The organism is Acetobacterium sp. (assembly GCF_030652775.1).
Classification (GTDB): Bacteria; Bacillota; Clostridia; order Eubacteriales; family Eubacteriaceae; genus Acetobacterium.
The window spans coordinates 127,104-139,441 of the sequence record NZ_JAUSPS010000075.1 but is presented as its reverse complement, the minus strand read 5'-3'; the positions used below and the strand labels follow the sequence as shown (position 1 = coordinate 139,441).

The 12,338-nt window shown below is 39.7% G+C and carries 15 protein-coding genes; 7 read left to right on the top strand and 8 right to left on the bottom strand.

Annotated elements, in window-relative coordinates:
• Positions 1-270: 270 nt before the first annotated feature.
• The 3 genes from Q7J41_RS14245 to Q7J41_RS14235 all read right to left on the bottom strand — a co-directional run bounded on the left by Q7J41_RS14245 (position 271) and on the right by Q7J41_RS14235 (position 2,956).
• Positions 271-1,185, bottom strand: coding sequence for a DMT family transporter (locus Q7J41_RS14245; RefSeq protein WP_304889101.1), 915 nt, complete (start codon positions 1,183-1,185; stop codon positions 271-273).
• 67 nt (positions 1,186-1,252) lie between these two features.
• Entirely contained in the window at positions 1,253-2,323 is a 1,071-nt protein-coding gene (locus Q7J41_RS14240; protein ID WP_304889100.1) for a hypothetical protein, read from the bottom strand.
• Between the two features lie 12 nt (positions 2,324-2,335).
• Positions 2,336-2,956 (bottom strand): CoA pyrophosphatase, encoded by a 621-nt coding sequence (locus tag Q7J41_RS14235; protein ID WP_304889099.1) that lies wholly within the window; start codon positions 2,954-2,956, stop codon positions 2,336-2,338.
• Between the two features lie 218 nt (positions 2,957-3,174).
• Between Q7J41_RS14235 and Q7J41_RS14230 the strand changes: the two genes are divergently transcribed.
• Positions 3,175-3,537, top strand: coding sequence for a PadR family transcriptional regulator (locus Q7J41_RS14230; protein WP_304889098.1), 363 nt, complete (start codon positions 3,175-3,177; stop codon positions 3,535-3,537).
• The gene (locus tag Q7J41_RS14225; protein ID WP_304889097.1) at positions 3,525-4,880 is read left to right on the top strand and encodes a permease prefix domain 1-containing protein; all 1,356 of its coding nucleotides are present in this window, start codon (positions 3,525-3,527) and stop codon (positions 4,878-4,880) included. Before Q7J41_RS14230 ends, Q7J41_RS14225 begins: the two co-directional genes overlap by 13 nt.
• A 194-nt stretch (positions 4,881-5,074) precedes the next feature.
• Here the strand turns inward: Q7J41_RS14225 and Q7J41_RS14220 are convergent, their stop codons facing one another.
• Positions 5,075-5,485 carry a heme-binding protein gene (locus Q7J41_RS14220; RefSeq protein WP_304889096.1) on the bottom strand — a complete coding sequence of 137 codons (411 nt, stop codon included), beginning with the start codon at positions 5,483-5,485 and terminating at the stop codon, positions 5,075-5,077.
• Positions 5,486-5,956: 471 nt separating this feature from the next.
• On the opposite strand from Q7J41_RS14220, the gene Q7J41_RS14215 reads away from it, so the two are divergent.
• Positions 5,957-6,940, top strand: a complete 984-nt coding sequence (locus Q7J41_RS14215; protein WP_304889095.1) for a choloylglycine hydrolase family protein — start codon at positions 5,957-5,959, stop codon at positions 6,938-6,940.
• A gap of 114 nt (positions 6,941-7,054) precedes the next feature.
• Here Q7J41_RS14215 and Q7J41_RS14210 read toward each other — a convergent pair whose 3' ends face one another.
• Positions 7,055-7,555, bottom strand: coding sequence for a leucine-rich repeat domain-containing protein (locus Q7J41_RS14210; protein WP_304889094.1), 501 nt, complete (start codon positions 7,553-7,555; stop codon positions 7,055-7,057).
• Positions 7,556-7,839: 284 nt separating this feature from the next.
• On the opposite strand from Q7J41_RS14210, the gene Q7J41_RS14205 reads away from it, so the two are divergent.
• Genes Q7J41_RS14205 through Q7J41_RS14195 form a run of 3 tightly spaced genes read left to right on the top strand, consistent with a single transcriptional unit; the run spans position 7,840 to position 9,828 of the window.
• Positions 7,840-8,208 carry a GntR family transcriptional regulator gene (locus Q7J41_RS14205; RefSeq protein WP_304889093.1) on the top strand — a complete coding sequence of 123 codons (369 nt, stop codon included), beginning with the start codon at positions 7,840-7,842 and terminating at the stop codon, positions 8,206-8,208.
• Entirely contained in the window at positions 8,205-9,059 is an 855-nt protein-coding gene (locus Q7J41_RS14200; RefSeq protein WP_304889092.1) for an ABC transporter ATP-binding protein, read from the top strand. Before Q7J41_RS14205 ends, Q7J41_RS14200 begins: the two co-directional genes overlap by 4 nt.
• 4 nt (positions 9,060-9,063) lie before the next feature.
• On the top strand, positions 9,064-9,828 hold the full coding sequence (locus tag Q7J41_RS14195) for a hypothetical protein (protein ID WP_304889091.1): 765 nt from the start codon (positions 9,064-9,066) through the stop codon (positions 9,826-9,828).
• 82 nt (positions 9,829-9,910) lie between these two features.
• Here the strand turns inward: Q7J41_RS14195 and Q7J41_RS14190 are convergent, their stop codons facing one another.
• The 3 genes from Q7J41_RS14190 to Q7J41_RS14180 are packed head-to-tail and all read right to left on the bottom strand — an operon-like array spanning position 9,911 to position 11,138.
• Positions 9,911-10,153 carry a zinc ribbon domain-containing protein gene (locus tag Q7J41_RS14190; protein ID WP_304889090.1) on the bottom strand — a complete coding sequence of 81 codons (243 nt, stop codon included), beginning with the start codon at positions 10,151-10,153 and terminating at the stop codon, positions 9,911-9,913.
• 44 nt (positions 10,154-10,197) lie between these two features.
• Entirely contained in the window at positions 10,198-10,545 is a 348-nt protein-coding gene (locus tag Q7J41_RS14185; protein WP_304889089.1) for a VOC family protein, read from the bottom strand.
• A 14-nt stretch (positions 10,546-10,559) separates the two neighbouring features.
• Positions 10,560-11,138 carry a TetR/AcrR family transcriptional regulator gene (locus Q7J41_RS14180; RefSeq protein WP_304889088.1) on the bottom strand — a complete coding sequence of 193 codons (579 nt, stop codon included), beginning with the start codon at positions 11,136-11,138 and terminating at the stop codon, positions 10,560-10,562.
• Positions 11,139-11,345: 207 nt separating this feature from the next.
• Here Q7J41_RS14180 and Q7J41_RS14175 point away from each other — a divergent pair, with 207 nt between their 5' ends.
• Complete coding sequence (locus Q7J41_RS14175; RefSeq protein ID WP_304889087.1) at positions 11,346-12,296, top strand: GIY-YIG nuclease family protein; 951 nt, start codon at positions 11,346-11,348, stop codon at positions 12,294-12,296.
• The last annotated feature ends 42 nt before the right edge of the window (positions 12,297-12,338 follow it).

The window sequence follows — 12,338 nt, the reverse complement described above, 5'->3', positions numbered from 1 at the left end:
CGGATGTTTCGGCTGTTTTACAGGTTTTATGGTACTATTCTCTTTTCTATGACCGCCGCTTCTTGTTGTTTGCTCAGCAGTTTCCTACCGAAGAAGCTTTTCTATTATATCGTCGTTTCTTATGATTGTCAAGCTGTTTTTTGAAATTCTTTTAAGTTGTTTTCTGTGTTGTTCTGTTTTCGCCGTCGCTGTTTTTGACGACTTTGTTAGTATAAAGACTTTTTAACTCTTTGTCAACTAGTTTTTGCAGAAATATTGTATCTTTTCTGACTATCGGTAAAAGACCTTTTCCAATCTGAACATCCGGACCAATTTATCGCCATCGGTGAGGTTAACAAAAGATCCGAATAGAATAAAAATAAGTCCAACGCCGACGTTTATCGTGATGGTTTCACCCAAAATGACTAATGCAAAAACGGGAGCAACCATCGGTTTAATAAAAAAGGCCACCGAGGCCATGGATGGCCCGGCCATTTCAACGGTTTTCAGATAAAAGTAATAGCCAATCCCGGTCACACATACGCCCAGATAAAAAAGCAGCGGTGCTGTTTCCAGACTAATACCCTGAAAAACAGGTTGGCCGCTAACCATCAGTATAATCAACAATACCCCCGAACCCATCAGAAAGCTAAAACTGTTTTGAGCCACCCCGCCGATTTTGGCAATTCTTTTTTTGCCATAGGCGGTGTACAACCCAAAGGCAATCGCCGCCACCAGGGTCATTAATAAATACCAGAGATTGTTTTCGCCGGAGACGAGTTTTTGGGGATTCATCACAATAATCAACCCGATTATACTAATGGTCAGCGCAATGGCCTTTTTTTTCGTGAATTTTTCATGTACGATAAAATGGGCAAAGACCATCGTAAATACCGGATTAATCGAAAAAATCAACGCCGCCAGGCTGGCATTAATACCCATTAAGCCAATCTGGAAAAGCACCATACTAAAGCAGATGCAGATTAATCCCAATGTAAATAGATAACCCAAATCGCTTTTGCTGAGCTTTGTCTGTTTTTTTCTGAGATCGTGGATTGCAAAGGGCAACAGAAAAAGCCCTCCTATTAAGAAGCGGATAAAGGTCAGCTGGATGGGATTAAATGTTGCTCCCCCAATTTTCAAGGCAACCTCCATCGATCCGAAAAGCATTCCCGTTAGAAAGACATAGATATAGATTTTTTTCATTATTTCCTCGATTCGATTTTTGGTTGTTCCTTAAGTATTACTGACTAACTGTTTTCCCGTCATGGCTTTACACGGTTGGCACTGAACTTTGAACCGGCAGTTTGAAATATGCTTCATAGGGCTCATAGTCATTTCCATAAATTTCCACATGAACCATCACTTCCTGGCTGGCATTTTTCAGACCAAATGCTTCCTGGGCTCCCAAACAGGATGCTCCGATGGGTATTTCCTGAGGATAGGATATTCCCGTCACCGGATATGTTTCAGCGATCACGCCACTTTCATCGATCACATAAAAACTGACCGAAGAAATATAAAGATCCATCACATCCTTTTCGTGTCCAATGTTGGCGTAATCATAGGTCAATACTAATACCTGAGCCGGATTCGCCTCAGCGAACTCATTTCTAAAATCAGTCTCATTGGCGGCCGTAAAAGTCACTGAGAAATCGCCATCTACTGTCCATGTTTCGCCTGGTCCATAGACTCTGGCTGACTCCTGTGTTACTGTTTCATCGTTTTGCACTTGCTCTGAGTAGTCATATCGACTTTCCTCTTCGTCGATCAGAAAAGCAATACCAAAAAAGATTCCGGCAATAATAACAATACTTATCCAGATGGTCGCAAACACCCATGGCTTTCGAGGTGATTTTCGTTTTAGATCTTTTTTTGTTTTTTCATTAAAATCATTTTCTCCCCAGGTTTCTATATATCCTGTGTCTTTTTTTACCGGGGCTTTCTTTTTGCCCCATTTTCGTTTCTCTTCCCAACCGTATTCCTGATCATCTTCACTTTTTGTCATTAAACCATTCACCAGAAAAACAATTCCCGCCAACACCCCATAAACAGTTGCTGTTGCAGTCATGCTATCATTTCCAGCAAATAAAAGCATAACAATGGCGGTTCCAAAATAAAATTTTGCGGCGGTTAGTAAAATTTTCCGGTCATCGTTGTTTATTGATGCTACCCCGATTGTTCCGGCAATCAGCAGTAAAGCAAGTCCAGTCAACCATCCATATCCATAAATATTCGGTGTTTGAGATGAAAAGTCCAGTGTTCCACTAATCATAGATTGGTAAATAAAAACAAAGGTCATCATCATTGCAATGACACTGATCAGTAATTTAGCAAGCTTCATTTTAATTCCCCCTTACATTCCGTTTAGTAAATGGTAGTCTTGAATCAATTCGACGGTAGATTCAATAATACATGCGGTCATCCCCCAAATCACATCTCCTTGATAGGTATAGAAATTTGTCTCATAGGTCCCTTTAACCCAGGGGTAGTTCTTTCCGCCGGGAATACACTCATAGGGGAAATCGTTGGGTTGTTCATGACTCAGGTGATTAAGATACTTTTTGGGCACATGTTCCTGAAAAAAACGCACTGGCACGGTAAAAACATCACCAACTTCTTCCTCGCTGAAACCATATCGGTAATCTTGAAGTATCGCAATAAAAGGGTAGATCATCATATTAAACGGCGATATAAACACATCACCGGGTCCCAGTATTTCAATTTGCTGACGATCAACCAGCAGCTCTTCGATGGTTTCGCGGATTGCTGCTTCCAAAGGTGTTTCACCCGCTTCCAGCCGTCCCCCTGGAAAACAGATTTCTCCCGGCTGACGATTTAATGTCTCTGCGCGTTTTTCAAAAATAAATGCCGGCCCTTCTGCAGTTTCCACCAGAACTACCAATACTGCATACTGACTGAAATTTCTTTCACCAATTATTCCCGGGCGCCGGTTGAAAAATTCTTCTCGTTCCAATTTATTCTACCTCAACTATCTATTTGAATTGGCGTTCAAATTACTGACGCGCCGCCAATTCGCATTCTTTATGTTTTACAGATTCTATTCTAACATAGAATTGAACCCTTGAAAATCAACTGCCGATATGAAAGCAATTGCAGAAAAGACTTGCATTACCTAGATGTTCTATGTATAATACAACCATACCTAAGAGTTCTATGTATTGGAGGTTATTCATGAATGTATCAAAGGATTTAATTGCGGCTTCTGCGACGCCCTTTATTTTATCCATCCTAAAAGAGAACGACAGTTATGGCTATGCGATTATCAAGAAGGTTAAAGAATTAACCGGAGATGAGCTCGTCTGGTCCGAGGGGATGCTCTATCCTGTGCTCCATCGTCTTGAAGAAAAGAACTTTATTCAATCTTATTGGAATAATTCTGAAGGTGGACGGAAGCGAAAATATTATAAACTAAAAGAGGAAGGACTGATTGAACTGGAAGTACAAAAGAAACAGTGGGATATTATCCATACCGCACTTTCAAAAACCTGGTTTGAAATTATGAACAAGGAGGACTGCTTGCCATGTTTGATTTAGAAAAAAACATCCGTGCCTGGAGTGACTGCCTGCGAAGTCAGGGGCATTTTAAGGAAACGGACATTATCGAATTGGAAAGTCATCTGTACGATGAAATTGAAGATCTGCTACACGCCGGATTATCAGCGGAAGAAGCTTTTTTAATCAGTGTGAAGCGTTTTGGCGATACCCATTCGGTTTCCCGGGAATATTCAAAAGTAAATACTGAAAACCTCTGGAAGCAATTGATGTTAGAACCCGAACCCACCGGAATCTCAAGCGAAAATCAGCGCTATATCGGGCTGGTGATTCTCTTCTCGTTTCTGGCTGGTATCTTTTTTAAAATTCCGGAACTTTTAGGTTATAGTTTCAACGACCCCCAATACCAACTGTTTTATTTTAAAAATTTGAGTTTTTTCATCTTGCCATTGATCGCCCTGTTTTTTCTGTATAAAAACAAATCCAATTTAAAAATGGTTGCCGTGATTTTAGGCATTTTTGCCGGTGCGGCCATCCTGATCAACACTTATCCTTCGCATCCTCCGAACAACACCGAATTACTGACCGCTCTGCATCTGCCATTATTCTTATGGCTGATCACCGGGGCTGCCTATATGGGTTCGGATTGGCGCAGCAGCCAGGGACGGATGAATTTTATTCGTTTCACTGGTGAATCCGTGATTTACGGCACCCTTATTTTCTGTGGACTCATTGTTTTGGCTCTGTTTACCCAGGCCATCTTTTTTGCCATTCAAATCGATGCCAGTTGGTTTATTCAAAATTATTTAATTATTTATGGCGCCGCTGCCGTGGCCATGATCACTGTCTACCTGGTTGAGACCAAAAAAAGCGTGGTCGAGAATTTTGCCCCGATTTTGGCAAAAATATTCAGTCCGCTTTTCCTGGTTAGCATGATTGCCTTTCTGTTAGTCCTGGTTTTTTCCGGGAATAGTCCTTTTATGGAAAGAGATTATCTGATCGCCTTTGATTTTATGCTGGCATTGGTCCTCGGTCTGGTTTTATACACCATTTCGGCCCGAAATCCCTACGCTAAAAACAGGCTTTTTGACTATCTGAATATGGCTCTGATTATTACGGCAATGATTATCGATGTGGTAGCCTTATCAGCCATCCTGTTTCGCTTATCCGCATTTGGGGTAACACCGAATAAGCTGGCCGCACTGGGGGAAAATCTGATTCTGTTGATTAATCTGGGCGGATTAGCCTGGCTTTATGCCCGCTTTTTCCTTAAAAAAATAGATTTTATCACGATCGAAAACTGGCAGACGACCTATCTCTATGTTTATGCCGTCTGGTTAGCTATTGTCGCCTTTATTTTCCCGATTGTTTTTGGTTTTAATTAAGCATCCACAAAACCAAATAGTTGGATTCATTTCTCAATCAAAAATGACCAGTCTCCCTGAATGGGTAGCTGGTCATTTTTAATTCACACTTATTTTTAATCTTTCTTAATCAACTGGATCAAATCTGTGCAATTGCAGACAAGATACCAACTAAAGTTTCAGTTGAACTGGATCAGCCAAGCAATTTTCCAGACTTATTTCAGAGCATCCAGGCCAGCTTGAGCCACGGTCATATCTTCTGCAACGCTTCCGCCACTGACTCCAATACCGCCAATAATTTTTCCATCTTCAACAATTGGGAAACCACCCCCAAATACAACCATTCTTCCTTTATCGCAGGATGCTATACCAAAAAGCTGTCCGGATTCTTTGGCAAGATCTGCCGCAGTATCGGTGCTCATTTTAAGAGCTACAGATGTATAAGCTTTATTAGTAGCAATATCCATGCTGGCCAATAAAGAATCTTCCATCCGGTTAAATAACACCATGTTTCCACCAGCATCACAAATAACGATCACCATTGGCACATCAATTTGGATTGCTTTTTCAGCAGCTGCTTCTGCCATTTTTTTTGCCATGTCGAGTAATTTCCCTGTTTTTGTCATTTTTTTCCTCCACTTTTTTTAGTTTTAAATACATTCTTCTGATCCAGCTTTTCTGATTCAATTCATTGTTTTTTTATATACCCATATCAGGCGTTTCTAATCATCCGCCGATCTCTAGATGAATGCTTATTATAAATAACTAGCAAATTCTATGCCAATCTGAAAAATTCGACAATATGTCACATCTTCGGCTTTCATGACATACGAGTGCTTTATTTAAGAACACTTTCGCCCCATTTTTTGTTCGATATTTAAACACTTGTTCGTATATTAACCAACCTTGATTATCACTTCTCCTTTTTATCATTAAATCCGATTACTTTTTTCGATCGACATTTTGATTGAAAAAAACGCACCATTTTGCTATTGTTTTTCACAACATACCTCGTCTCATTGTTTTGCACCTTCACCTTTACACATTTAGAAAAATCATATATGATGAGTGAAATAAAGAAAGCAGGTGTCTTAATCATGTGTACCAGTTTAACCTTAACCACCGATAATCATTTAAACATACTTGCTCGGACCATGGATTTTGCTTATATTCTTGATCCTGATCTAGTTTTTGTTCCCCGAAAATATCCTCTGGCTTCCCAGGTGGATGAAATGAAAAGACCGACCAAATACGCTTTTATGGGCATGGGTCGGAAAACCGAGCCTGCTATTCTAACTGATGGCTTAAACGAAGCAGGACTAGCCTGTGCAACCTTGTATTTTCCCGACTATGCCCAATACAGCGATGAAGTTGACCCAAGCCAAACGAACCTAGCCCCGCTTGAAGTAGTTGCCTGGATTCTATCAAATTTCGCAACACTAGACGATGTAAAAGCTGCTATACCACAATTGAACATCGTCAATCGGCCAACCGAAATATTTGAAATTGTCTCGCCCCTCCACTGGATTGTAACCGATAAAATTGGACAGACCATCGTTATCGAACCCATGAAAGATGGTATTGTCATCCACGACAATCCTCTGGGAGTCATGTCCAATAGCCCTGATTTTAACTGGCATCTTACTAATATTCGTAATTACATTGGAGTAAACCCCAACAAACTGGGACCCATCAAACTTAACGGCGTCACATTTTCACCCTTAGGAAATGGTGCCAGAACCTTTGGTTTGCCTGGTGATTACACCCCACCTTCGCGCTTTTTGCGTGCTCTTTTCGGAAAAGAAGCCATCAACAACCTAGAAACCGAGGATGAAGGTGTCAAAGCGGCTTTTCATATTTTATCATCAGTAGAAATTCCCAAAGGCAGTGTTATCACTGATGATGGTGTCGATTTTACTCAATATACCGCTTGTATGGTCTGTAATACTGGTTCCTATTATTTTAAAACCTATGATAATAACCAACTCATCAGAGCCAGTATTTTTGATGAAGATTTGAATGCCAGCGAACCTAAAGGCTGGACCATTCCACAAAACCAACAGTACGGAAAATTAAATTAATATCACCAAAGGATATCCTTATCTATAAATGATCCTAAAATAATTTAAAGCTCCGATCAAATTTTGATAAAAATTTGATCGGAGCTTTCTTAAATAATCTCACAACCCGTAAAACTATTCCCGGTGGAGAACTACCTTTGAACATCCTTCAAACGCTTTATCACTGATTTCTTCAATGGTAGCAGGTAAATAGACGTCTGTTAAATTAACACAGTCTTTGAATGCCCAGGCCAGGATCTTTTTTGTTCCTTCATTGATTTTTACCGTTTTCAGCTGCGTGCACTCGTTAAATGTAAAAGCGGCGATCCGTTCCACCGTTCCCGGTATATCAATTTCTTCGATACCGCATCGGGTCATGGCATATTGCCAGAAATCTTTGAGATTGGCAGGAAGCTTTACATCTTTCAGGTTTTCACATCCGTCAAAAACAAAACCGCCAATCTCAATGACCGTATCAGGAAATTCTACCCGCAGCAATTCTTTGTGCCCTTTAAATATGTCATCCCCAACAATTAGAATATCTCGATCAGTAGGAATGATGGCTTCCTCCCCAGATCCTGTGCTCTCCATCAGGCACATCCCAAAATCCTGTGTTTTATAATAATATTCGTACATTAACTTTTCCCCTCTTCATTTGCTTTAAATTTTCGCTCGCCGCCCAAAATCAAAATAAACCATTATCAGCGGACAACGCACATTCGTTTTCATTTGTGAGTATAGCATAAAAAGGTTAAAAAAAAACACCCCAAGCTGGATTTTCCCATGCAAAAATTTCACTGTTTATAAAAAATTTCATTGTTCATAAAATTGGTATTGACAAAAAAGCAACCCGGCTTTACAATAGTATCATAGTTAATTAGTCAACTAACTAACTATGATACTCGAAAGGGGGTATCCCTGTGCAGATAAATTTTGAAGATGAACGGCCGATCTTTGTTCAAATTGCCGATGGCATTGAAGATGCCATCTTAACTGGAGCGTTTGAGGAAAGCGGTCAGATTCCATCGATAACTGAATTGTCGGTCAGTTATAAAATCAATCCGGCCACGGCGCTTAAGGGCATCTCAATCCTGGTTGACGAAGGCATTATTTTTAAAAAGCGGGGCGTTGGTATGTTTGTCGCTCCCGGTGCGGTTTCAAAACTGCGGGACAAACGCAAAGAATTATTTTTCGATCATTATATTAAAAAACTCATCGAAGAAGCAAAAAAACTAGGTATCACTAATCAAGAAATTCTGGGAATGGTAGAAAGAGGTTACAAGGAATGAACGGAATACAAATAAATGATGTGACGAAAACATTTGGTGACACACTAGCTTTAAATCAGGTGAGCCTGACTTTTGAGCCGCACAAAATATACGGATTATTGGGTCGAAACGGCGCTGGAAAATCAACCCTGTTGAATATTATCACCAATCGACTCTTTGCCGACAGCGGCAAAATTACCATCGATGGTCTGGTAAGCGTTGAAAACGACATGACTCAGGGACTGCTCTATCTGATGTCAGAAAAAAATCTGTATCCCGAGAGTATGACCTGTAATGAAGCATTCAAGTGGACTAAACAATTTTTCAAAGATTTTGATTTGGACTATGCACTCAACTTAGCCAAGCAATTTAAACTGAATACCAAGAAAAAAATCCGATCGTTGTCGACTGGTTATACTTCTATTTTTAAAATCATCACAGCCCTTTCGGTCAACACCCCCTATGTCTTGTTTGACGAACCGGTATTGGGCCTGGATGCCAATCATCGGGAAATGTTTTACCGGTTATTGATCGAAAAGTATAGCGATAGACCATTCACCGCGATTATTTCCACCCATTTAATCGATGAAATCGCCAGTCTGCTGGAGTATATCATGATTATCAAAAACGGTGAAATTCTGGTGAACGAATCCTGTGAAAGCTTATTACGCAAAGGCTATTCCGTTACCGGCGCAATCAAGCATGTCGATACCTTTATTGCCGACAAGGAAGTCATTGGCGAAGATGTTCTGGGCGGGTTAAAAACCGCCACTATTATTGGTTCAATTAATAAGCACACGTTGCCTGACGGCATTGAGATAACCAACCTGGATTTACAGAAATTATTCATCAAATTAACAAACGAGGAGTAAAGTAATGAAATTAAATGCAATTTATAAATATCAGCTTGTGGATCACCGAAACGCAGTTTTAATCTTTTGTGGGGTCATCCTTGCCGTGATGGCGCTTGTTCCGATGCAAATCACCTTTTCATCTGACATCCTGACGACGAATCAATCCAGCCAAATCGCAGGCCTCGATATAGCTCCCGCCGTATTTCTTTTCGTTTGCGGACTTAACGCTTTTAAAGATAATTTTTTGTTTGCCCTGCAAAACGGCATCTCGCGAAAATCTTTATTTGTAAATCGGATCTGCGTTGCGGTAACATTGGCTGTGACGATGGCCTTGTTTTCACTGCTGCTATTGGCGCTCGGAAAGTTAATCGAATCGCCATTAAGTGGCATTGCGTATTCCAGCTTGTTGAGTATGATCTATCAATCCCCAGGAATCGCTTCATTCAGCGGTCTATCTGAATATCTTATCAGTTTTCTTTTTCTGACGGTTCTTTTTATTGCCGCTCAAGCCCTTGGTTATTTGATTACCGTGGCTCTCTATCGGATGAATAAAAAACAGAAAGTCAGTTATATCGTTGGTTTTTATATCGTCGTCTTTGTGGTTTTACCGATCATTGATATGTTCATCTCTGGTCAGATTTCAACCATCCTGGCGAAGTTTTTAGACATATCCATGGGCATTTCTGCCCATAACCCCTTTATTGGAATGTTCTCATTAATAATCTTCAGTATCATCGCAACTGGATTAACCTGGGTACTGATCAGAAAAACCGGGGTTAAGAATTAATCAACGAAACTAGCCGTGATGATCCTCTTTAGCTGGGACCATCACGGCTACTTTTTTCATCCTTTTCGTTCGGTTCTTATTCCTAAAAACACTCTTTCCACGCTGGCAGTTGACGCATCATATTCTCGACCGCCTTTTCGGCAACAGCTTCGTCAAGTCCCTGGGTTTTGATCGTGAAATTTATCAGACTCTGTTTCTTTTCTTCAAAAGAATGCATCGAACCATCTGCCTTTGCGCAATAGACACAGTACTCCTTACTGGTGTCGCCCATTGCAAAGTCGCTTTCTTTCTTCATTGGCATTCCGCATGCTATACATGTTTTCATCTTTTTACCTCCTTGAATCATTTAATATCGATAATTTCCTGCCATTAACAATAATCAGTCATTCCCAATCGATTGCCGAATAAATCTTCAAATTCAACCGCATTACCCGTTCCAATTTGAAACGGCTTACTTATAAAATTAACCCCATTACTGTGAAGCCGTTCATACTCATCATTGACGTTATCCACAACAAACCAGATGGTCGGTTTTGCATCCGGGAATTTATTTTTTTCCTTTAAGATAATCGCCGGTTCTTCATCACCAACATTAAATGCAGCCATGCCCTTGTCTGAAAAATCAAACTTTAATTTCAAACCTAACACATTGGAAAAATAGTTTTTTGCTTCTTCTAAATCATCGACAGGCAGAAAAAAATTATCGTAAGCTTTCATATCATTGATTCCTTTCATTTTCTAATTAATTTTATATAGTTCAAAATCAATTCATCCTTATGATCCGTTAGCACTGACCCTGCTGTAAAAAGATAGTTATTGGTAAGATAATAGTGTATCAAACCTAACCAACTGTTAAAAATTATATGCATCGGTATTTCTTTGATTGCCATTTTTTCCTTTTCACGTTCGATCACCTGATTAAGATGAAACGAAACCACTGATTGGATATTAATGAATACATACTTTGCTTCTTGGGGTAAACTGTTAATTTCGGAAATAAGCCTTTTATAAAAATCTTCATAACAGATCAGAACATTAATATGGGCCGCCAAAAAAGTCTCCAGACTTTCATCCTTTTCCGAGAGGAGATGCAAATGCTCATTAATTTCAGAACCAAAACGTTCAAGCAGACAAATAATGAGATTATCTACCGTTGGAAAATGAACAAAGATAGTACCATGAGAAACATTAGCTGCCTTGGCTATTTGATTGGTAGTGGCGCTAAACCCTTCATTTGCATACATTTGATAGGCGGCATTCAAAATAATTTTTCTGGTTGCTTCTTTTTGGATTTGACGTTTCGTTTTCATTTTACTGACTCCAAACTCACTGACTTTAAACTCATTGTAATTCTTTTTATACAAGATGTCAAGAGTTTACTTTTTTTGTACAGTTTCTTCAAAAGTTCCCGCTGATCAAGGTTAAACTAGCTACTGTTATGTTATTGTATAAGCAAGTGAAAAAACGAAATATTTTTTAGCCATAACCAAAATAAACATGATATGGGAACCGAAACGATGAGCCATTTAGAAAAGAAACTAAACCAGATCCCGCCGCATCCAGGCGTTTATAAAATGTTGGATTCCACCGGTCGAATCATTTATGTCGGAAAAAGTAAATGCCTGAAAAAAAGAGTGAAATCCTATTTCACTAAATCCCCTAAGCAGCCAAAGATCGAAAGAATGATTTTTTTCATTGATGATATCGATTATATTGTCACCGATACCCATTTAGAAGCCCGACTGCTGGAATGTCAGCTGATTAAAGAGATCCAGCCTTATTTCAATTCGCAAATGAAAAACGACCGCCGCTATTTCTATCTGAAAGTTACTAATTCAGGTCACTCCAAGGGGTTATCGATTGTCCCGGAACGAGAAGATCATAGCTTTGGACCGTTTCGGAGAAAACAGGTAATCCTATCATTGATCGATATGCTCACCCACCTCTTTCCAATTATTCAGGAGAACAACAGTTTCAATTTTCACTATCATACACTTCCCGAGCTTATGAGCCCGGAAGATTTTTTGAAAAACAGACAGACCTTGATTCGGATTTTTTCCGAAGACACCGAGTTAAACTGTTTCATCAATCAATTGCAGATCTGTATGCATAAAGAGTCGGCCCAATATCATTACGAACGAGCCACCACATACCGGGACCTGATCAATAGTCTGGCTTATATCAGCCATAATCTTCATGCTTATAAGCACCTGACAACCAGAGATATCCTTTTGAAAATACCGGTTCGGGATGGCGAAAAACTGTTTTATATTTCAAAAAGTAAAATAATCCAGAAAAAATATTTTCCAACCCTCTCGCAGACTGAGATTGAAATGTTTTTAGCTGAGGTTAGCAAAACGAAAGCTGCAGTCGGCGCCGACTGGGATGAAAAGACGGAGGTTGATTTTCAAAATATCCTATTTTCTGAAATACAAGCACTTCCAGATGACTGGATTTTAATAAAATAACAATCCTCCGACATCGCTTTTTTTTACAAATTCTTGCCTTAA